Origin of the sequence: Psychrobacter glacincola (genome assembly GCF_965118485.1) — a bacterium.
Lineage (GTDB): Bacteria > Pseudomonadota > Gammaproteobacteria > Pseudomonadales > Moraxellaceae > Psychrobacter > Psychrobacter glacincola_D.
The window spans coordinates 61,931-84,145 of the sequence record NZ_CBCPJH010000013.1 but is presented as its reverse complement, the minus strand read 5'-3'; the positions used below and the strand labels follow the sequence as shown (position 1 = coordinate 84,145).

Annotated in this window: 15 protein-coding genes, 1 pseudogene and 1 CRISPR repeat array (1 of these 17 running past the window's edge); of the genes and pseudogenes, 7 read left to right on the top strand and 9 right to left on the bottom strand. The window is 41.8% G+C overall.

All coding sequences use genetic code 11. From position 1 onward, the window contains the following. A partial coding sequence (locus ACMHKH_RS06925; protein ID WP_413519905.1) for a catalase-related domain-containing protein occupies nucleotides 1–874 on the top strand: 874 nt, incomplete at its 5' end. A 230-nt stretch (nucleotides 875–1,104) separates the two neighbouring features. On the opposite strand, the gene ACMHKH_RS06920 is transcribed toward ACMHKH_RS06925, so the two are convergent. The 3 genes and pseudogenes from ACMHKH_RS06920 to ACMHKH_RS06910 form a co-directional block, all read right to left on the bottom strand. After that, nucleotides 1,105–1,788, bottom strand: coding sequence for a DUF421 domain-containing protein (locus tag ACMHKH_RS06920; protein ID WP_413519904.1), 684 nt, complete (start codon nucleotides 1,786–1,788; stop codon nucleotides 1,105–1,107). Nucleotides 1,789–1,879: 91 nt separating this feature from the next. Then, the gene (locus tag ACMHKH_RS06915) at nucleotides 1,880–2,464 is read right to left on the bottom strand and encodes a DUF421 domain-containing protein (RefSeq protein ID WP_413519903.1); all 585 of its coding nucleotides are present in this window, start codon (nucleotides 2,462–2,464) and stop codon (nucleotides 1,880–1,882) included. Between the two features lie 134 nt (nucleotides 2,465–2,598). Continuing rightward, a pseudogene (locus tag ACMHKH_RS06910) lies at nucleotides 2,599–3,779 on the bottom strand (IS3 family transposase). Nucleotides 3,780–4,008: 229 nt separating this feature from the next. On the opposite strand from ACMHKH_RS06910, the gene ACMHKH_RS06905 reads away from it, so the two are divergent. From ACMHKH_RS06905 to ACMHKH_RS06885, 5 genes are all read left to right on the top strand, one after another. Next, the gene (locus tag ACMHKH_RS06905) at nucleotides 4,009–4,680 is read left to right on the top strand and encodes a 2Fe-2S iron-sulfur cluster-binding protein (protein WP_413519902.1); all 672 of its coding nucleotides are present in this window, start codon (nucleotides 4,009–4,011) and stop codon (nucleotides 4,678–4,680) included. After that, nucleotides 4,677–5,669: an FAD binding domain-containing protein gene (locus tag ACMHKH_RS06900; protein WP_413519901.1), complete on the top strand. Its 993-nt coding sequence runs from the start codon at nucleotides 4,677–4,679 to the stop codon at nucleotides 5,667–5,669. The genes ACMHKH_RS06905 and ACMHKH_RS06900 overlap by 4 nt, the downstream gene beginning before the upstream one ends. A gap of 2 nt (nucleotides 5,670–5,671) precedes the next feature. Further along, a complete protein-coding gene (locus ACMHKH_RS06895; protein WP_413519900.1) occupies nucleotides 5,672–8,125 on the top strand; it encodes a molybdopterin cofactor-binding domain-containing protein in 2,454 nt (817 codons plus the stop codon). Between the two features lie 82 nt (nucleotides 8,126–8,207). Further along, nucleotides 8,208–9,554: an XdhC family protein gene (locus ACMHKH_RS06890; protein ID WP_413519899.1), complete on the top strand. Its 1,347-nt coding sequence runs from the start codon at nucleotides 8,208–8,210 to the stop codon at nucleotides 9,552–9,554. Next, a complete protein-coding gene (locus ACMHKH_RS06885; protein ID WP_413519898.1) occupies nucleotides 9,547–10,278 on the top strand; it encodes a nucleotidyltransferase family protein in 732 nt (243 codons plus the stop codon). The genes ACMHKH_RS06890 and ACMHKH_RS06885 overlap by 8 nt, the downstream gene beginning before the upstream one ends. A 311-nt stretch (nucleotides 10,279–10,589) precedes the next feature. Here ACMHKH_RS06885 and ACMHKH_RS06880 read toward each other — a convergent pair whose 3' ends face one another. Genes ACMHKH_RS06880 through ACMHKH_RS06870 form a run of 3 tightly spaced genes read right to left on the bottom strand, consistent with a single transcriptional unit; the run spans nucleotide 10,590 to nucleotide 12,403 of the window. Then, the gene (locus tag ACMHKH_RS06880) at nucleotides 10,590–11,276 is read right to left on the bottom strand and encodes a hypothetical protein (RefSeq protein WP_413519897.1); all 687 of its coding nucleotides are present in this window, start codon (nucleotides 11,274–11,276) and stop codon (nucleotides 10,590–10,592) included. Further along, nucleotides 11,194–12,063: a hypothetical protein gene (locus tag ACMHKH_RS06875; protein ID WP_413519896.1), complete on the bottom strand. Its 870-nt coding sequence runs from the start codon at nucleotides 12,061–12,063 to the stop codon at nucleotides 11,194–11,196. The genes ACMHKH_RS06880 and ACMHKH_RS06875 overlap by 83 nt, the downstream gene beginning before the upstream one ends. Continuing rightward, entirely contained in the window at nucleotides 12,056–12,403 is a 348-nt protein-coding gene (locus ACMHKH_RS06870) for a hypothetical protein (protein WP_413519895.1), read from the bottom strand. The genes ACMHKH_RS06875 and ACMHKH_RS06870 overlap by 8 nt, the downstream gene beginning before the upstream one ends. Nucleotides 12,404–12,546: 143 nt before the next feature. Here ACMHKH_RS06870 and ACMHKH_RS06865 point away from each other — a divergent pair, with 143 nt between their 5' ends. Next, nucleotides 12,547–13,197 carry a S24 family peptidase gene (locus tag ACMHKH_RS06865; protein WP_413519894.1) on the top strand — a complete coding sequence of 217 codons (651 nt, stop codon included), beginning with the start codon at nucleotides 12,547–12,549 and terminating at the stop codon, nucleotides 13,195–13,197. Nucleotides 13,198–13,245: 48 nt separating this feature from the next. Here the strand turns inward: ACMHKH_RS06865 and ACMHKH_RS06860 are convergent, their stop codons facing one another. From ACMHKH_RS06860 to ACMHKH_RS06850, 3 genes are read right to left on the bottom strand one after another with little or no spacing between them, the layout of a single operon-like run. After that, nucleotides 13,246–16,653 carry a tyrosine-type recombinase/integrase gene (locus ACMHKH_RS06860; protein ID WP_413519893.1) on the bottom strand — a complete coding sequence of 1,136 codons (3,408 nt, stop codon included), beginning with the start codon at nucleotides 16,651–16,653 and terminating at the stop codon, nucleotides 13,246–13,248. Then, entirely contained in the window at nucleotides 16,640–19,177 is a 2,538-nt protein-coding gene (locus ACMHKH_RS06855; protein WP_413519892.1) for a hypothetical protein, read from the bottom strand. The genes ACMHKH_RS06860 and ACMHKH_RS06855 overlap by 14 nt, the downstream gene beginning before the upstream one ends. Then, the gene (locus ACMHKH_RS06850; RefSeq protein ID WP_413519891.1) at nucleotides 19,174–19,692 is read right to left on the bottom strand and encodes a hypothetical protein; all 519 of its coding nucleotides are present in this window, start codon (nucleotides 19,690–19,692) and stop codon (nucleotides 19,174–19,176) included. The genes ACMHKH_RS06855 and ACMHKH_RS06850 overlap by 4 nt, the downstream gene beginning before the upstream one ends. 155 nt (nucleotides 19,693–19,847) lie before the next feature. Next, nucleotides 19,848–22,215: direct repeats of the CRISPR family, unit length 28 nt; unit sequence TTTCTAAGTCACCTGAGCGGTGATGAAG; it runs 2,760 nt beyond the window's last position.

Below are 22,215 nucleotides of genomic sequence, written 5' to 3'. Positions count from 1 at the left end.
GATGCAAGTGCCAAAAACTCGTGTGCTTTATGAGCCACAAAGCTTAGACCCAACAAGACCGCGCGAGGGTGTTAAAAAAGGCTTTGAGTCGTTCCATGAACAGCTAGATGATGGTATCAAAGGTCGCGTGCGTGCTGAAAGCTTTGCCGATCATTATAGCCAGCCGCGTATGTTCTATCGTAGTCAAACGCCAGCTGAACAAGCACATATTGCCTCTGCTTATGTGTTTGAGCTGGGTAAAGTAGATGCGGCCCATGTACGTACGCGTATGCTTAGCCATCTACGTAATATCGATGAAGACTTGGCTAAGCGGGTATCAACAGCACTAGGTATGCAATTGCCAGAAGCGGCAGAGGCTGCGGCACCAATACAAGAGATGGCGACATCGGATGCATTACAAACGATTGGTCGTACGCCTAAGACATTAAAAGGCCGTATGATTGGCATCTTGGTAGCAGAAGGCTCAAAGCATAGCGAAATTAAGAAGTTTGAAGAGGCCGCAACCGCAGAGGGCGCTCGAGTAAAAATTGTCGCACCAAGTAAAGAAGTTGTCTTGGACGATGATACTCGTATACAAGCCGATGAGCGCGTTGCTGGTGGTCCGTCTGTGATGTTTGATGCGGTGGTGAGTATCATTATGCCGGAGCAAGCAAAGAAACTGGCTAAAGACAGCGCTACACTTGATTGGTTTACAGATGCTTATGTGCACTGTAAAGCGATTGCTTATTGCGGGGCGACCGATGAATTTATCTTAAGTAAGCTACCGATTGAAAAAGACAGCTTTGTCACGCCATTGGCTGATTTAGATGCCTTTATTGATAATGCTAAATCGCGTCTGTGGGAGCGTGAGCCAAAGGTGCGTGATCTTGCTTAGTCTTTTAATCTAAATTATTACCCAAAGAACCCAGCCTATGCGCTGGGTTCTTTAATAAGAGATCGCTGATAAAATCTTAACAGATTTTAGAGAACTGAACCTAGTGTTAGCACAGCATCTAGATAGATTTTGAAAAGGTTTAAAAGAAGAGTGATATTAACTCAAGCATCCTTGTTTATGAAGAAATTTCTAACAGAAGAAAGTATCAAAGAAAAACCATCTTAATACGATCACCTAATAATCACATTATTCATGGCTTTGGCCCATCCTATGCATTTGTTATGACAGCGACTACAGAGCTCCTTAAGGGCTGAAGGCTTATCGACATGACCGCAATACATACAAGCATAGTAATCTCCAGAATCTATCTGAGTGACTGACTGATATTGTTTGGGAAAGAGGGGCAGACCATAACGTACCTCATCACGGGGATACAACAATATACTAAAATCGCCATTCGTCTCCAACAACCCAACCCGCACTTGACCCAAGTGTTCAATGCCCTGCATGCGCATCTCAGAAAAAAATTCATCATGTGACATTTGGCCCAATTCGATCTTCTCAAGTATCAGTACACCCTCCTCTACAATATAAAGCGAGGTACCTTCTAAGAGATCTTCAAAAGGCTGATATTTCATCATTAGCCATGTGCATGAACGATATAGAGCAATCACGATACTCATGATCAGTACCGCTTGAATCAGTGGTAAATCCTTAGTAAACATTGGATCACCAGCAATAGACCCTAATGATAGAATAATTGTTAGCTCAAAGATAGACAGTTGCCGAACGCCGCGTTTACCAGTAAAACGTAAAAATAAAATAATCATGGTAAACATCACAACCACACGTATGACAATTTCGGCAGCAAATGACCATGTTGTGTCATAAATAAAGATACTCGACCAATCCATATCAATCTTCTCTTCTTATAATTTTAAGGACAGCGAAAGGTAGCTAACATATTATATATAGCGCTAACTATCTTTTTTATTTCGTTTTTACTTATGGATTATTGTTGATATTGGAGCTTGACGTGTTATAGATAGGGTCAAGTAGTAGTTCACTATCACGGATATCATCAAATAAGGAATAGTCAGGTATGAATTCATTATTCTTAATCACACTCATATCACCTGTCGTTTCCATAATTACCGCAAATACTTCCTTTTTCGATTTCAGACCATTCTTACGTAGTACCTCTTGAACATCGCTGGTACTGAGATTTGCATCTTTTAAATTGTCCAAAAAATACTCACCGTGAGCCATTAAGATGATGGGTTGATTGTCAATTAACGCTTTTATAGGTTTAGATTTTCGTCTAACCACTGAGATGAATGCTTGTATAATAAATAGTACTCCAACGGCTAGCAATCCTTGCAGCAAAGATGGAGAGTCAGACAATATCGTTGATGCTAAAATACTGCCAATACCTACTGTCATCGCAAAATCATAGCTTGAAAGCTTAGAGAAACTTCGCAGTCCCATCACTCGAGTAAAGAGCATCAAGACAAGATAGAATCCTAGCGCCGATAAAGTAATACCAAGTATTTGCTGCCAGTCAATTGCAAACCACGCTTGCCACTCCATAATACTTCCTTTCAATCCATCAATTATTATTAATAGCTATTATATGTTTATCTTCAAGATTGTCTGGCTTTTCAAACCCCACCATCAATCACGCCTGCCGTCAAATCTGTATAGTTAAACTTGGGAGATTTTAGTTACGCAGCCTGATGATAAAAGTCAAACCACACCTGCCTTGGCGATCTATAGCCTAAATCCTTTTGAATCCTAGTTTGATTATAGTACAGCTCTCTATATTGTGTGATCTCGTTGGTCGCTGTAAACCTTGTTTTATACTCGTGATGGTATACAAGCTTATTCTTCCTTGCGGAGCAGTGCTCCTCACCCTAGAAACTCTCTATTGGCGCATTATCAAATGCAATCACCTTTACCACTCATTGAGCCTTTAAAATGATGCTGCTTGATAATTTTGTGATAGGTATGACTGCAATGCTGGCTGCCTCTATCAGAATGTACAATCAGCCCTTGGCTTGGCACTTTATTCTTAATTACCATGTTGAGTGTACGGCATACTAAGTCTTTAACACCTGCTAAGTATAGCCAACCCTCAGCAGTCCAAATATAAGTGATGTCACTGCCCCAAGACTCATTGTGGCGCTTAGCATCAAACTTTTGATCTAGTACGTTTGGATAGACGAGCTTGTTATGATTGGAGTCCGTAGTGACTTTAAAGCGCTTGTGGCGACGGCATTTAATGCCATGCCATGTTCATCAAAGATACGTCTGACTATGTACAAGCTAATGACATGGCCTTGCGCGCTTAGGTGAGCATAAAGTCGAACCACACCGTAACCACTGTGAGCGGCTTTAACTAATAGCTCACAGTGGTTACGGTGTATCTGCTGTTCACTAATCTCACGATTTATCCAGTCGTAATAGCTTGATGGTTTTACGTTTAATACACGGCACATGCGGATAATATTAAAAAGATGCTGATTGGATTTTATAAAGGCGTACCTGACTAACTGTGCTTTGCAAAGTACGCCGTGGCCTCATTCGAGCATAGCTCTCATCTTGCATCGGGGCGAAGCAGTGCTTCGCTTTCTCCCTCCTCATTTAGGAGCTCTCGTTCCTCTTCAGCCACTTTGAGTTGTCGCTTGAGCTGCTTTATTTCCTGAATGTCTGCCATAAGCTCAGGATCATATTGCTCAGTTGCTAAAAGCTTGCCTTGATTGGCTTTGTTATGCCAGTTCGATAGTGTTTGCGTCGCGATGCCAAGCTGCTTTGCAGTAGCTGAAATATTGCCGTTGTTGTCTGCTATCTTCTTAACGGCTTCTGCTTTAAATTCTGTGCTGTAAGTTCTGATTTTCTTGGTCATGGTAAACTCCTCATCGAGTCGTTAGTTTACCAAGTTTATCTCTACGGTTTCTTCAGCATAGCTCAATTAGCCGAACTGCGCCTTTCATACTTTCTTAGCTAAAGTTAGCAAAATTTTATGGTGCTGAAAAATATGATAGCAATAACTGAATTCAGTTAACATTTAATCTATAGACTAGTTACAAGACCTAATCTAATATTTGATTACTATTTGCCAGCGAGAAGCCAGCATGACTAATTTAACATTAATGATTAATCAGCAGGATTATGAGTTTGATAATCTTGACCCGCGAACGACATTGCTAGATGTATGTCGTCACCACCTACATATCACTGGACCAAAAAAAGGCTGCGATCATGGGCAGTGCGGCGCTTGTACTATGCTTATTAATGGGCGACGAATCAATTCTTGTTTGACATTAGCATCCATGCACGATGGTGATGAGATTACCACCATTGAAGGTATCGGACTGCCTGAGTCGCTATCAGAGTTGCAACAGGCTTTTAAAGATCACGATGCGTTTCAATGTGGCTATTGTACGCCCGGACAGATTTGTTCAGCAACCGCATTGATAGAAGAAGTCAAACAACAGTGGTCAAGTCATGTGACTACTGACTTGCAAAATCCTAATGGACTACTAGTGCAAGAGATTGCTGAGCGTATGAGTGGCAATATTTGTCGTTGTTCGGCGTATCCCAATATTATCAAAGCCATCTCACAGGTGCTTGAAAAGCAAGTGTCAAACTCCTCTTCAATGAGTGACAATGCGGCTAATAATAACGCAGCCGATGTAGCTATTAGCGGTATTTGGTCACCGCCGCCTAGCGAGACACAAATTGGCAATCAGTCGGTAGTAAAGCAAACTGCCAATGTTGCCAATGCCGAAGGAGACCGTTCATGAAACGCTTTGAATATATCCGTGCCCTTGAGCCGCAACAAGCTGTTATGTTTGCCACCCCTAAAGACGCTTCATTTATAGCCGGTGGTACCAATTTATTGGACCTAATGAAGATTGAGATTGAGACTCCTCAAAAACTGGTTGATATTACGCGCTTAGAGCTGCAACAAATAGAGGCTACCGCTGATGGTGGACTACGCATCGGGACGCTGGTAACGAATAGCGATTTGGCCGCGCACCCAGCGGTTACAGCAGGCTACCCCGTACTAGCACGGGCAATGTTAGCAGGGGCTTCAGGACAATTACGTAATAAAGCGACTACAGGTGGCAATCTATTACAACGCACCCGTTGTTACTACTTTTATCAGCCGGATAGTCCCTGTAATAAACGCAATCCTGGTTCTGGCTGTCCAGCCATCAATGGTGAAAATCGCCCACTTGCCATCTTAGGAACGAGTGACGATTGTATAGCACAGCACCCATCAGATATGGCGGTAGCGATGCGCTTACTCGATGCCACCATTGAAACGCTCAAAGCAGATGGCACCACGCGCCAGATTCCGATTAAAGACTTCTATTGCTTGCCAAAAGATACGCCAAATATTGAAACCGTTTTAGAGACAGGGGAGCTTATTACTCATATTGTTCTCCCAGCTCCAATGAAAGGGATGCATACTTATGACAAAGTTCGTGATCGCGCCTCTTATGCCTTTGCCTTAGTATCATGCGCGGCAGTAATTAATGTTAATAGTCAGAAAGAGTTAGAAACGGTACGTTTGGCATTTGGTGGTATTGGCACTAAGCCTTGGCGTAATGAAGCAGTTGAAGCGCTCTTAACGGGCACAGACGGTAACCTTGACATTATTTCGCAAGCGGCAGATTTGTTATTAAAGGATGCCAAAGGTAGTGGTCAAAACGACTTTAAGATACCGCTGACGCGTCGCTTGTTAAAACAAGTTATTGAACGCGCACTAACGGGTAAGGGAGCATAATTATGTCACTATTGGACTCAGTACTGCCATCAGAACCCACAAAAAAACTGACCATGGATAACCCAGTTGATACTCTTTTTGATAAAACTGCCAGTCAATTGGTTGGTAAACCTATCAACCGTGTAGACGGTTCCTTGAAAGTCAGTGGACAAGCGACTTATAGCGCAGAATTTTATATTGAAGGACAGGTTTACGGCGTCTTAGTTGGTGCGACCATTGCTAAAGGCAAGGTGAAGCACATCGATAGCCATGCAGTAGAGGCGATTCCAGGTATTATTAAAGTGGTCACTGATCCCGAGCATTTTTTACGTAATGCTCAGCAAGGTGGAGAGAGAAAAGCACCCACTCAAGGAGTCGCTGAGATTTTTTACCATGGTCAGCCAATAGCTGCCGTAATCGCTGAAACCTTTGAAGCGGCTACCGAAGGCGCAAAAGCTATCAAGGTAACTTATAAAGATGAAACAGAAGATGCCGTGATAGATTTTGGCTCAGCATTGGGAAATGCGCATCCGGTTGATGAAAAGAAAGGCTCGGACAAGAATCATAAACAGGGCAATCCTGAGCAAGGACTTCAAGAGTCTGAGGTTTCGTTTGATCAGGTTTACCATACGCCAAGCCAAAGTAATTCGCCCATGGAGCCACATGCCACCTTGGCTTATTGGGAGGGTGAGAAGTTAATTATGTATACCTCCAACCAGATGTTGTCCTCTTGTAAACAACAAGTGGCGGATGCCCTAAATTTGGATCCAGATAATGTGCAACTGATTGCTCGTTACGTTGGCGGCGGTTTTGGCAGTAAACTTGGTATTGCTCCTGAATCGATTGCTGCAGCAATCTCTGCAAAAGAGCTAAAGCGTCCAGTATTGATTGTGATGACTCGTCCGCAAGTGATGGAAACCACCATAAGGCGCTCTAATACGCGTCAGCGTATCGGTATCGGCTGCAATAAAGAAGGTGTTATTAATACGTTTATTCATAATACTATCACTAGCAATTTACCCGGTGAGAGCTTCTTTGAGCCCACAGCGCTGTCTACTCACTATCTATACCGCGGTGAAAATCGTCAGGTTGACTATCAGATGGTTGATATTAATAAAGTGCTATCAGGTTCTATGCGCGCCCCTGGGGAAGCAGTGGGGTTAATTGCTGTTGAATGTGCCATGGACGAGTTGGCGATTCAATTAGATATGGATCCTATAGAGCTACGCCGCCGTAATGAGCCTAAGCAAGATCCTAGTCAAGAGATACCTTTTTCAACTCGGCAATTGATTGCCTGTATGGAGAAAGGGGCTGAGCAATTTGGTTGGGAGAAGCGCAATAAGATACCTGCTAAACGATTAGAAGGAGATTGGTGGATGGGTATCGGTATGGCTGCCGCTGCCCGCGGTAATCAGTTAAAGCTTTCTGAAGCACGAGCAACCCTACAAGTCGATAGCTCAAAGGAGCTTGGCGTTAAAGCCATCATTGAGACGGATATGACTGACATCGGTACAGGCTCTTATACCGTATTTAGCCAAATTGCTGCTGACCTATTAGGTCTGCCAGTTGACCACATTGAGATGAAACTTGGTGATACCAGCCTACCGCCTGCCGTTGGTTCAGGCGGTAGCATGGGTGCGGCAAGCTCTGGTAGCAGTATTTATCTGGCTTGTCAGCAATTGCGTGAAATACTAGCAGACAAAGTCGGACTATATCCCGATACCATCCAACTAAATAAAGGGCAGATCAACAAAATAGGAGAGCATAAAGAGACAGCAACAGAGACTATCATTGAATCTGGTAAGGATGTTGCCACCGAGCTTGTGGAAAAGTTAGCAGAAAAGACGAACGTCTCTCTCCCTGAATCTATATTGGAACGCTTACCAGAGAAACAGACGGCTAAACAAAGCAGATATGATTTTAGTGGCCATAAAAGTTATTCACTAGCTGAGATTATTGCGCAATATGATGACCAAAATTTAAGTGCCAAAGGCGCAATTAATCCAGGTAAAAATGAAAAAACCCATCGCCAAGCCTCCTATGGTGCCAATTTTGCGGAAGTCGCTGTGCACCGAGTGACTGGTGAGATTCGAGTCAAACGTATGACGGGAGTGTTTGCAGCTGGGCGTATTCTCAATCACAAAACCGCTACTTCACAGTGCTATGGCGGTATGGTTTTTGGTATAGGTTCAGCGTTGATGGAAGAGGTTATCCATGATAAGCATGACGGGCGCTTATGTAATCATGACCTCTCTGAATACCATATTCCTGTCAATGCTGACGTACCGCAATTGGATGTCATTTTGCTAGAAGAAGATGATCGTTATACCAATCCGATGCATATCAAAGGGATTGGTGAGACGGCAATCTCAGGCGCTGCAGCAGCGATTGCAAATGCTATCTATAATGCAGTCGGTATCCGGGTTCGAGATTTTCCTATTACTCTAGATAAGCTTATTGACCAGCTACCAGGTTGATTCTTATCAAATACTGTTTTGCTAAAAAACCCGATTAAACAGCGGGTTTTTTTAGCTTATTGCTAAGTCTATAAGGAACGTTATGAATCAAACTGCTGATATCCTTGACCTTGCTGCGCAGGCGATACGACAAAACATCGATGCCGTATTAGCCACTGTAGTTCGAACAGAGGGCTCGGCGTACCGGCAATCAGGTGCGATGATGCTTATCTGCGCCGATGGACGTTCGGTGGGAATGATTAGTGGTGGCTGTCTTGAACCGCACATTATCAAACGTGCATTTTGGCTTACCCGTCATGGCGCAAGCGTTCAGATATACCAAACAGGGGATGATATTGGATATCTTAACAATGGCGATTCTGATTCGACTGTTGTAGAAGACACTACTGTCGAAGATGAAGATATGTTTGAAGACGATATTTTAGAGGGCGAGCTCAATTTTGGCTTGGGTTGTAATGGACGAGTACATGTATTGTTTGAGCGTTTATCGTCAGCAATACCATTACTCGATTTAGTCCGTCAGGTTCGTAGTACTCAACAGCCAGTAACCATTGCCACTCTTATCAAGTCTGATAGTCCCAAAACTAAAGGGGCAAAAATGCAAGTTGGTACCCGTATTTATTTAAATCAGTATCTAAAAACGGGAAATCTGGCTGATGCATATTTGAACCAAAATATAGCAGACGACTCGAATACTTTTATAGATGATGTGTTGTTAAATGCGATTAAAAAACTATCAAAGTATAAGTTTAATGGAAAAAATACTGAATACATTAAGCTAACGGGTGATGTAGAATTACAAGCTACAGGTGATCGGCAGCATGAGACTGAGTGGTTATTTCAGCGCATTTGCCCACAAACACGATTGCTTATTTGCGGGGCAGGTAATGATGTTATACCGCTGGTGACAATGGCAAAGCTACAGGATTGGCACGTCACAGTAATAGACAGTCGACCACAATATGCAATACGTTTGCGCTTTAGCCAAGCAGACTCAGTACTGTGCGTAGCTTTGGATGATAGCGAAAAATTGCTTAATCTCAGTGCTGGCGCTGCTGTTGCTGTGATGTCTCATAGTCTGGCCCAAGACCGCGCTCGACTGGCTGTACTACTAGAGCATTCTGCTCAATATCGTTATCTTGGACAACTGGGACCTCGCTATCGTACTGAGCGTTTAATCAAAGAAATTAGTGCGACAAGTGCTAACCCGCACATTTTAGCGGAGGGTATTCGTAAACTGCATTATCCTATCGGCTATAAATTGGGTGGGGATGGACCTGAAGCATTGGCACTCAGTATCATGGCACAAATGAGCGCGGTGATTCATGGACACGCGCCGCAAACATTACTGCCAAATAGCCAATATAATATTCAAACCTCAGAGCAATCTGACCTCGATAACTATAAAAATGATTACGCTCATGACTAGCAATGTTGATACTCATAATTCTATTTTACCGACCAAAACGCCATTGTATAGCGTCATAGAAGATGATGAACAAAATCATGCTGTTATTGTTTTAGCGAGCGGCCTAAGCGAGCGTCTTGGTCAATCTAAACAACTGCTTAGCAAGCATGGCGAACCTCTTGTCTGTTATATGACTAAAATGGCATTAGCCACAAAGCCTCTTGCCGTTATTATTGTCATTCCGCAAGACCAAACAGCAATTGCTGATGCGATTGATGACTTAGTCCATCAAAATACCATAATCTATTCCGTGGCTAATTTGATACCTGAAACTGGTATGGCACATAGCTTGTCTCTTGGTATTGAAGCTTTGATTAACTTGAAGATGTCGTTGATTAATCGGGTGTTAATCATGGGGGTGGATCAATTATTGTTAGATAGTAATCATATAATAGAATTATTAGCGGTCAAAAGGACAGTGGTCGCTAGTAGTTATCAATGTATAGAGAAAGCGTCTTCTACTAATAAAAGTAAGAGTAATATCGTTGGTCTTCCGATAGTCATTAATGCTGAGCGTCTCAAACAGTGGCAACCATTACTGCTAGGGGATAAAGGTCTGCGCCATTTGATTAGAGCCTTACCCTCAAATCAGTTAAGTACTGTTATCAACCATCAACTCAGCTATGATATCGATACGCCCAAACAGCTTCTTTATGCCAGACAACAGCACTGGCTTGATGCGTGATACTTAGTAATTTATAACGATAATGAGCAGATATAAGCATGTAAATACTGTATAGGAAGCAATCCTTGTTTGATTTAATCATTCTAATTTTATCAGATGCCAATGTATCATATGTATCATGCCCAAGCAGTGAAGGATGCTTATACCGAAAACTTTCCCACACCTACCACGCAAACGACTGCTCCTAATATACTGATCAACATACCAATACTAGCCGTGTCATGCAGCAACAACGCCGCTAGCATTAGTGGAAGCATCTATAACAGACTACTAAGCCAGTTAAGTTTATGACAACCTATTCATATATAGCACTAAATACTTCGACGTCCAAACCCTTTTAAAAATGTATCGACGGTTGCAGCCATGGGGCTGTCATTAGACATAGGTATGTGTTTATGAGCAATTTGTCGTGATTGAGGTAATGTGAATGTAGCGCCGTTGCTATGTTCCTGACATACCTTCGGATATATTTGCTGCCAAGAGGGATAGGTAAGGGCTTCTGCTTTATTTCTTATGTCTGAAAAGCCAACCCTTCGAGCGGTTTCATAAACCACAGCATGGACATACTTTTTCTGAGCGGCATCAAGATAAGCTTGGCGACTGTCTGGATAATCTTGCTCACTAGTATCTGCTAATGCTAGTAAGTCACGCGCTGAGCTTGGTGGCCATTCTTCAAGGATAGAGCGCTGCCGAGCTTTTTGCCACTGATCAGCAGTTGGCTGTAAATGCATGATGACCGTTGCCCATAATATGGCTTTGTGTATAGGGTAGTCCTTAGCTTTTGCTTTATTACCGAAGTTTAGCTGCCATTCACCAAACAACCTCACCAGCTCTTTGGTTATTTGTCGCATCTGTTGGTTATCATCAATAGCATCGTCATCACGCCATGCGGTCGAAGTAGGCATCAACGTCTTGTTAACCTTGCTCAACGTAGTGGGTAGCATAGTCAAATGCGTCGCCAGATGCATTTTTTTGATTGGTTTTTGAGGCTGACTCATAGTGCTCTCCTTTGCTTTTTTTATTTTTTGGAGGATACTGACGGTCATTATTGATCCATGTAATGAATACATCACGTCGTCTGTCATCCGTTAAAATGGGATTGTTTTTTAGTTCTTGCTCTGTGTAGTACGTTTTGAAACTCTTAATATGATTGGCATAAGCTTTTGAATCTAATACTGGTGCTGATGATGATGCGTTTTTAAGTAAAGTGTTTGTCTGATTGAGTTTAGGTGCTGCCCAGTCTTTAATAGGATCAATATCTAAACGGTTATTATTTAAGTGAGAGAGAGAAGAGTTATTAGATGAAGATAAAGATGATGATGACGGGCATTGCTCAAGTATGGCGTTAGCATTGCTTGAGCATGGCTCAGATACGCCTTGTGCATTACTTTTATCATGGGCAGGCTTATAGTTTTGACTGTTACTGTTTTCATTTTTACCCCACCGAGCATCAGCAGCTTTTTTACCCCGTTCAGATTTTATTCTTCTGTTATTTGTTGCAGTTTCTTTTTTATCGTTAAGATATGAGCTGAATAATAGCTCGCCATTGCTTTCAAAGAGCTGAATACTCAAAAGCAATTTGATAAATGTTTTAGTTTTAGTAGGAGATAGACCAGTGATCGCGGCAATGATTTTATCATCATGTGGTACCTCACCATTTTTCCAGTAATCCATCATAAGTAAATACAGCGCACCTATCTGTTCAGTACTAAAGCGTATGGTCATTGCCAGCATCTCGCCAATATAAATGGGTAGCCAAATACCCACATCATCTGATTTACTCATGATGTCCTCCTTGATCAGTCGTTGGCGTCATAAAAAAATCCTCTGCGACATCTAAGCGATCAAAGCTGTTTTTTGCGAGTCTAAATAAGATATCAATCTTCTGCATGTCATAGCATTTCATATTGGCAGGTACTACTTTCAATTCACATATCGCCAAAATAATAGCAAACTGCATCAGTTTGCTGTCTTTATGACTGCTATCTAACCAGCGCCCGACGGTGGTTGTATCAACGCCGATACCTTGGGCTAGTTGACCTCGTTTATACTTTGCAGCGCTTTGCAGTATTTGCGCCTGAATGCTGCGTGACTGTTCAAGCTTTTCTTTAGATAATGGATACATAAGACCTCCAACATGGTTTGACGTTAAATAAATAAAGAGTATTAAACAATCATCATAATAACGTTATTACGTTATTTTAACAACGCTAAAACGTTATTAATTTTTACCATAATGAACCTATAAGTATCTTAAAGAGACAGTTCATGATAGACACGATAGGTGAGAGATTAAAAAAAGCGCGGAAATACGCAGGGATGACTCAATTGGATCTGGCTAAAGCCATAGATGCAAAACAAGGAGCCATCTCAGACTTGGAAAATGGCAGAAACAATAGCTCAACCAAGTTGGTTGAAATGGCGATATGTACAGGTGTAAATGCCGAATGGTTATCTACAGGCAAAGGAGAGATGGTTACTGAAAGCAAGAAATGTGCTATATCGCAAGGTATAGACCAGTTATGTGTGTACCCTATATATCGTGACGAACAAATAGGAAGAGTATTGAAGGGCGAGCAAGTTACAACTAATGATTTTGAGCCAGTAGTAAAAAGAAGCGACGAAAATGCTTATTGGATTGTGATAGAAGACGATAGTATGCAAACCATATTTCAGCCAAAAAATCTGGTCCTCATCAATCCCAACTTGACTCCCGCGCCAGGTGATTATGTGATTGCAACCGACAATACCGATAAAGTGATGCTACGCAAATGGCGAGACTGTGGCTTTGATGAAACGTTGGGGCAGGAGTATACTCAGCTGATAGCGCTCAATCCCGACTATCCAACTACTGATAGCCGGTTTAGCAATTTTAAAATATACGGGGTTGCAACCGAGCACAGAATTAAGCTGAGATAATTTATTTTACTTGATGATTATAATCAGCAAATTTTCTAAAACTCCTTATCAATCAATAATGGGCAGGGTTTCGTCAGTAATTAGCATCATGTGTACAAAAAATCGTAGCAGCGGTGAGTATTGCCATTTAGCTTTTTTAGTGCAATCCGCTTCATCGTCTACAGATTCTAGACTCTTAATTCTGTAATCTCGATTTGCAATTCCTATATGAATGGATTTCATTAGATTTTTATTTTCTTCTTCGCCTTCGTCTTTCTTTTTCTTCTTAATTTTCATTTGCATATCTTGATAACCAGAGGTGTGCATACTTTCTTCAAGCACAGCTTCACTACTTGTGATAAGCCAGTTTTTATCAGGCAGTAATCGCTTCGCAATATCAACAAACCGCTGTAATTCTTTTTTCTGCTTCTCTGGAAATGTCACATATGCTTTGCTGCTAGACAGTTTTTGACGGCATATATTAAGGAACCAAGTCCAGTCAGGCTTTGATTTTTCTCGTAGCCGATAAGCGTTGCTTAATAGGGGTGATAGCAGTCTCAGATCACTTTGGTATTGAATACTTAGCGGACTTAAAGCAGTAGTCTCTAAATCTGTTGGTTTTACAAAGCGGGGCTTACCGTGTTTGGTGGTGATGGCGACAACCTCTCTTGCACGTTTCATTAAAATCTCTGCATCGTGCACAGAAATATTTGCCAGCTGTGCAGCTTTATTTAAGGAGGTTTTTTCATCAGAGGTCTGTAATAGTAGTTGTATTCGGTTTAAACCGTAACGACCAAACAGCTCATCAGTGGCTAATGGCTCCGGGTTTAATAAAAAATACTTATCAGGATTTTCGACTATAAATCGTGGTGATTTGCGTCTGCCTTCTATGATATTTTTGAATAATAGCTTACGCATGCTAGGCATGCTGACCATGTCATTAGCCATAATATTAGAGTTATTAATCAGCCTAGCACGGGTAAAGTTAGTAATGTTGCACAACGTTTGCTTAGGTAGTCTAATATCAGTGATACTTAAAGCATAAGTGGCCATCAAGGTAGCAAAGTGGTTGTAATACTCAAAGCTACGCTGCGGTGACAGATGTCCCATGATACCGGATAAGGCGTACCAGCGATCTTGCGCATCGATATGCTCACCGAGTAAGCCTTGTTTAATACGCAATACATCGCTATTATCATAATCGGTCAATGATTGAACCAGATCCGGATGATTTAATAGCACTAAAGATAAATTTCTCACCGCTGTATGCCTAAAGCCATGGATGGTATGCGTTGCTACGTTTTTATCTATTGATATGTCCTTTAAAACCTGTTTGAGGAAATCTAAAGGCACATGATCGTCAATAGGACGCTGATCAGATGATAAGGTAAATATAAACTTGTTTGTATTATCACCGATATTGCTTTGCACAAAGCTCATAAAAAAGTGCAACTCATCAGGTTTTAATAAGGCAAAAATAGGCACGCGGCGCACGCTACTTTGCGTCTTGATTGAGCGGAAGCTGTTTGGTCTGATGACCAATGACGGCCGTGCAGACTTAAGCCCTTCAATGTCATTAAATTTGAGTCCCAGCAGCTCTTTTTTGCGCATGCCAGTACGATAGAGCAGTATAAATAATAGTGCGAACATCTCACGCTCTAATATATCAACCGACTCCAATGTCTGCTTGATAATAGCTCGATAAGCTTGTGGTGATATCAGCTCCGAGCGCACCCGGCGCCCTTTATCAGTTTGTTCAATTCTCACGGTGGGCAAGTCATATTTCACATCAGCAAAATCATGCATGCGCTGAAGTAAATTAGCTGCATAAACCGTCGTAGTATTGCTACGTACCACAGTTTTGTACTCCAAGATATCCTCATAGTGAGTTTCAAAATCCTCTTCTGACCACCTGTGAATGGACTGACCAGCGCTAAAGTATAGCCATTCATAGCCTATAGTTTTGACATATTGTAAGATAGAGCTGTTTTTGGGCGGTTTTTCACTACATAGTAAACTTAGTGTCCATTGTAATAAAATAGCCTCGCTCATGTCGGTATATTGCTCACAGCGCTGTTGCACTCTTTCGATAAGTGTAGGCGGTGTATAGCTTAGTTTTTTCTTTTTTTGCTCTTCGTCCAGTTTAAAGTCACGAGTCAGCTGCTTTATCAAATCTGACTTGCGCACTTTTATGAATTTAGAGTCCTCAAATGCAATCTTTTTAGCGCTAGAGTTTTTATGAATAGAAAGCGCTAAAATCTGCTCTAAATCGTAAGCAGTTTTGGTATGCTTATACTCTTTATTTAAAAGACGTTCAAAGTCTGGCGCGATGAGTCCGGTGGTATTGTGTAAGCCTCGCATGACCCCTACCGACGCATGATCAATATCAGCGCCATCTAGCACCTCCCAATAATAACTGGCGTAATATAAAAAACGGGATAAGGGTGGCGGCTTAATAGCTAAAGGCTCAGTTATGTCTGTTAGAGTACAATGTAGATAGTGCTCAAGCTTATCTTTAGAAAGATTAGCAAGGGTAGATTTGATTTCTTCTTGACTGCTATCTTGATGGTAACGTATCAGCCAGCATTGACTGACTATATCCACAACGATTTGCTTGGTGTTATACAGCTTTTCACTACCTTTTTCACCTTCACGCTCATTACCAAATCGCTCTTGGATAAAGCGCGGCGAGACCACTATTCTCTCATTAATGAACGGCTGATACTCTTTGTTAAGTAAAGAGGTAAGCCACCCTTGAAGCATCTGCGTCTCATTAATGCCGCCATATACAATCCCTGAGAAGATTAGCCAGCCTAATATTTTCTCTTGGCTGTAATCGGTTGTTTGCTCCCAGTGGTGCTGCACTGCGCGAATAATTTTGACCAGTGCCTTACCGTTTTTGACCCAAGCTGTATTTATAATCAGTGGATTCGTTTTGGTAGGTTGCGGCGCGATTATCTTAGGATAATAGTGTTCTGCAAGCATATAATGCTGGTTTTGATAATCGATAAACTTAGTAACGGTTCGCCATGCTTGCTTTAATGTTTTGGTTGATTTATAAGCTTTTGCAATCTTATTTTGAATGATAGCTTGAAACTCATCAAATCCCTCACTAGCTAAAGGTTTTAGCTGTTCATAAAAATCATGCTGACATTGGCTTAATATTTGGCTCCATGACAGCCATGACAAATCAAAATAATCCCTAGAGCTTGGTAAAAATGAAAAGATGCGCTCATCGAGCAAAAGCACTTGTCGGTAATGTTTATCGAAAGACTTTATGAATCTGATCCTTCCAGAATGAATCCTTTTCAGTGACTCCCACTCGGTCTGTAAGTCAGCTAGTAGCTCTATCTCACATTTCCTCACCGCGTCACTGTCTTTGAGTATGGATGGGTAAGGCACATAGCGCTTTTTTCTACCATCAAACTTTGCTAAATCATCAATAATTTTTGGTAAGCGTAACTTATCTATTAGCATTATCTACCTCTGCAGGGCTTATGCCAAAATGGTTTGGATTAGTATAGTAGTCGATTTTTATGTCGGTTAGTCCTAGCTGCTCAGCGATCTGCTCAAACACAGACGCTACACGATTAATATCTGCTTTACTACTCGATGAGAAGCGCCCCAACACTTCTTGACGAGATTTTTCATGCCCAATAACCGTGTTAATCAGCGATAAGGAAACGCCAAGGTTTTCAAGCTGAGTACGGACAAAGTGGCGTGTCCAATAGGGGTTGGCATCAATGATGTGTTTGGTCATATGATAAGCATCACCGCGCTTAATATCCTTGAGAGCAGTGGCATTAAGAGTAGGAGCACGTTCAGACAATAGTTTCAATAAAGCCTCATCGTTACCTAAGCGAATATTGTCAATGGTGGCGCTGATGACATGATTTGACTGATGCTTAGCCTGATAGTCAATCAAATACGCTCTATAGTCTGTTAAATGGCGTACAAGCGTAGGGCATAGCGGTATCAAACGATCACTTTTGACTTTTTTAACAGGCTTATCGTTGATGATCAGCCAACCCATATCAAGATCGATATTGTACATTTTACCAAGACCGTTATTCGGTCGTACTCCAGTTAAGAGGCAGAATACAAACCATACAAAAATACTGGTTCGATTGAATTGATCTTCATCATTTATACTTTGTTCTACCCAGACTTTCATATCATTCATGATATTTTTGACGCTATCAATTTTGAGCGCAAACCCTGAGCCTACGGTATATTTATGCCAAGGAGTGATATAAGTTAAGTCAAAACTACTTAAGCTACTCAATACGCTTAGCGCTGATTTATAGTGAGCAATGATCATCTCGCTAGTATGGCTACTGTAATACATCGCAGGAGCATGGGGCGCTGGCGTGCGACAGATGATATCGGCAATATGCCGATGACAGTCAGGTGTATAACGAGAGAGCACTACATGTAGTGCGGTCTCTATACGATTGACGGACAGGTACGGCAATCCAAGGCTGCTACGCAAGTTGGCAACATAAGCCGTAAAATCTTCTTTTACTGGTAACTCGCAAGCAAGCAAATCATCTATCAACCACAAAGGCAGTGGAACTTTGATGGTATCGGAATGATTTTCATAATCTTCCTTTTTTAAAGTTTGGATGGTGGACCTTTCGGTAATACCTAAGCTGTGTTTGATGTAATATTTTTTACCATCAAGATTAAAAATACCAGGATGGCCGATATAGCTGGGTATTAGTAAGGACTTAACTGGCAGTCCGGTAATCATAGATAACAGTAAAATACCCGCACAGGTTTTATGAGTCTCTGATTCTGGCAAGGTGCTTGCATCTTGGTTGAGCGCAGCAAATAGTGCTTGGTAGCCGGCAAGGGAGAGTAATCGCGTGTTAGAGTTGAGCGCAAGATCGCGCTGAGACATATAGTTTTGCTGTAGCGATAGGTCGATAGTTTGCAGTGGTATAGAGTTTTTGGTTAACGGGTTTGGATATTCGCCATAGCTGACATAGGGCGCTTCATAGTGGTCAATACGCTCTTCAAAGCTGGTAGTTAACCCTTCATAGATTTCGGTATTAGGATCTAAAAATGCGAGATCTACGGCGGTAGCACTGTGTCCTATATCATCACGTGTGCTACCCCATGCATCATTACTGGGCTTAGTATTCCAGTTATGATTCGTTGCAGTAGAGTCTAAGGGAGATGTAGACGTATTATCTGCTAAGTTGATAGCTTTAATTTTAATGTTTTTAGGTGGCTTCTTACGTTTAGGTCTTGGCTTCTGTAATACATGTGCACTTTGATAGGCGGTCGTTATTTTCTCTATTTGACTGAGTTTTGCTTTTGCATCAGCCTTATCCTTTTTTATTTTCTCTGTATGTTTATCATTTTCATTAGACTTACCTTTTGATGCTTTCTTTTCTTTAATATGAGCAGCTAATAACTCATCTGCCACTTCAAATGCGCTTTTTTTCTGTTCTAACAGACTATTAAATTCCGATAATATATACTCGAAGCTCATGTCAATGTGTTCGATATCAGAAAGAGCCTCCCACAGCCAGACACGCCTAGAAGTCGATGAAAACTGTGCCATCTTAAATTGCATAAGTATATTTTTGGTATCGGTTTTTCTATCGGACACAATGAGCAGCGCGGCAGTGTGCATTGCTATGGCCAGCCAAAACAGCCGCGATGAGTGATCGAGCCGCTGACGACTGTCAATATCTTGCATTAAAATAAGCAATTGAAAAATTAGCGGTTTCTGTGCCAAAGCCTTCCGAGTGATTTGCATGTACTGATCGGCAACTGGCTCATTTTGTAGTAGTGGCACAATCGTCTCTAATAAGTATTTAATAGAGTTATCAGCGCGCTCATAATCTTCATGCACTGCAATAACGATGGTGGAGATAGCCTCTACCACTGCTTCTGGGTAAACAAATCTTTTATCACTTTTTAAGTAATCAATAGTCTTAGCAGACAGCCATTGTTTCTGATTGGGAGAGGTGTCATTATTTTGAGTCATGATGATACTTCCTTAGAACACCTTGTATGATAGGTCTGCTCAGTGATATTGATGAGCCGGCAAAATGTAGTAATGGCAAAGATATTTTTGCCAAATAACTGTTGGTTCATCCGTCTATCTAAAATATTTTTTAAATGTGTGTAAATGAGCTTGATATCTAGCTTCTTGTTATGCTGAGCAATGAGCTCGATTAGCTCATAAAAACAGAGGTCAAATTCAAACTGATTCTTTGAAATGTATCTCACAGGTACGTCCTGTCTTAGCACACTAAAATTAACATCATGGCTTTTAATCAGGTGAAAAAGTTCAAAATTATTGACTAAAAACCATTTTTTGTCTTCTTTGATGAACAATGTAGTTTTAGTCCATACAGCGCTTTGCTCAAGCTTAAATGCTTCAGTAATAAACGGTCTGATATAACAGGTATAAATGTTGAATAGATCAAGGACGCCTTGAAATATGAGCACCGATGTTGTCTGTAACTTGGCAATCGATAATGATTTAAGTGACTTCATACACACCCCAATAAGATGATGATCTAATGTGGTCGATAGGCCTCATTTATTGACCTCTACTCATAGCTTACGATGGGTGGCTAATAATTAAAACCTACTTCGCTTAGGTTTATAGGAAAGTTAGAAAATACACGACATTAGATGACGCTTGTAAGTTTCTAAGTTACCTGAGCGGTGATGAAGCATAGTTTGCTGCTCTTTAGTTGTACCGATTTTTTCTAAGTCACCTGAGCGGTGATGAAGAACGCGAGCAAAGCAAAACCATAACATTTTCATTTTTAAGTCACCTGAGCGGTGATGAAGGGTAAAGTTTGGGGCGCAGATGCTAACCAGTGTTTCTAAGTCACCTGAGCGGTGATGAAGCGGCTACTGGCGAAGACCTGCTCAACGTATTATTTCTAAGTCACCTGAGCGGTGATGAAGGGTGTCGTTGATCTTTAAGACGACTAGCTACTTTTCTAAGTCACCTGAGCGGTGATGAAGCGTACTTGTAATTATCATTAAAGCCGATGTAATTTCTAAGTCACCTGAGCGGTGATGAAGGTAACGGCGAATACAGAACAATGTTCTTTGCTTTTCTAAGTCACCTGAGCGGTGATGAAGCTAGGGCATGTGACGGTACATACGGGAGTGGTTTTCTAAGTCACCTGAGCGGTGATGAAGGCTCCAAGTCAGGCTCAAAGCGTTGGTAAAAATTTCTAAGTCACCTGAGCGGTGATGAAGGCACTGCCCTACATACTCGCTAAGTATTAGCTTTTCTAAGTCACCTGAGCGGTGATGAAGTTCCATAGCTCGTCGCAAGCTAGCGGCTTATTTTTCTAAGTCACCTGAGCGGTGATGAAGTGACGCGGATAATGACCGTTTGCAGTTGCTCATTTCTAAGTCACCTGAGCGGTGATGAAGTGATTTTCTCGGACTCAGTGCGACTTGTGGCTTTTCTAAGTCACCTGAGCGGTGATGAAGATCTTGACGTCACCGTTCTGACCTTGTTGCGTTTTCTAAGTCACCTGAGCGGTGATGAAGATCTTGACGTCACCGTTCTGACCTTGTTGCGTTTTCTAAGTCACCTGAGCGGTGATGAAGACGTCCTTTAGAATCGAATACTTCAATATGAATTTCTAAGTCACCTGAGCGGTGATGAAGCTAGCGATAGCTGCTCTATTAGCCCTGAGCAATTTCTAAGTCACCTGAGCGGTGATGAAGGCAAGCCCTAGATAATTACCACCCGTCAGGTCTTTCTAAGTCACCTGAGCGGTGATGAAGTTAGTGAGTAACGAATGGGTGCCATTGACTGCTTTCTAAGTCACCTGAGCGGTGATGAAGACAGCCTTGTTAGCTTCTAGATCTATCTTAGCTTTCTAAGTCACCTGAGCGGTGATGAAGGCCCAGAATTGGGCTGATAGATTGGAGTCAATTTTCTAAGTCACCTGAGCGGTGATGAAGACTCGTCATCGTTATAGCCCAGTAAGCTATGCTTTCTAAGTCACCTGAGCGGTGATGAAGACAGCCTTGTTAGCTTCTAGATCTATCTTAGCTTTCTAAGTCACCTGAGCGGTGATGAAGACACTCTGACAAATACTCAGTAACGATAGTGGTTTCTAAGTCACCTGAGCGGTGATGAAGTGCATTGTTATACCTTGATTATTATTTTTATATTTCTAAGTCACCTGAGCGGTGATGAAGGCGATTGGAGGTGGTAATTACCATCTTGAGTGTTTCTAAGTCACCTGAGCGGTGATGAAGAACAATCTGAAGTTATCAGTATAGGTTTTGATTTTCTAAGTCACCTGAGCGGTGATGAAGATTCAGCTACGGTAGCGAGCGGCGCGATTAGTTTTCTAAGTCACCTGAGCGGTGATGAAGAGTTTTGACCTAAACAAAGATAACGCTATCACTTTCTAAGTCACCTGAGCGGTGATGAAGGTCATGAATAATGCGTTTGCACTGTAGTAGCATTTCTAAGTCACCTGAGCGGTGATGAAGCTGACGGGTAGTGATTTGTGTCGGGCGATGTTTTTCTAAGTCACCTGAGCGGTGATGAAGAAATCTAACAAACCATCTAAGCCGTTTGTAACTTTCTAAGTCACCTGAGCGGTGATGAAGCCATACCATTACTAAGAGCAGCCGTGAGATCATTTCTAAGTCACCTGAGCGGTGATGAAGCTAGCTTAATAGGCTGCGGTGAGTCCGACGTATTTCTAAGTCACCTGAGCGGTGATGAAGGTTCGATTTGCCCTAGTGATTAATTTTACTAGTTTCTAAGTCACCTGAGCGGTGATGAAGTTCATCAAGCAACTTGTAATGCACCGCGTCATTTTCTAAGTCACCTGAGCGGTGATGAAGTACCGTTTCTTATTCTTAGGTTCATATTGTATTTTCTAAGTCACCTGAGCGGTGATGAAGGTCATAAGCCCTTGCGACTTTCCTATCTTGGCTTTCTAAGTCACCTGAGCGGTGATGAAGCAGGGTTGGCAAAGCTCATGAGTAATCAACAATTTCTAAGTCACCTGAGCGGTGATGAAG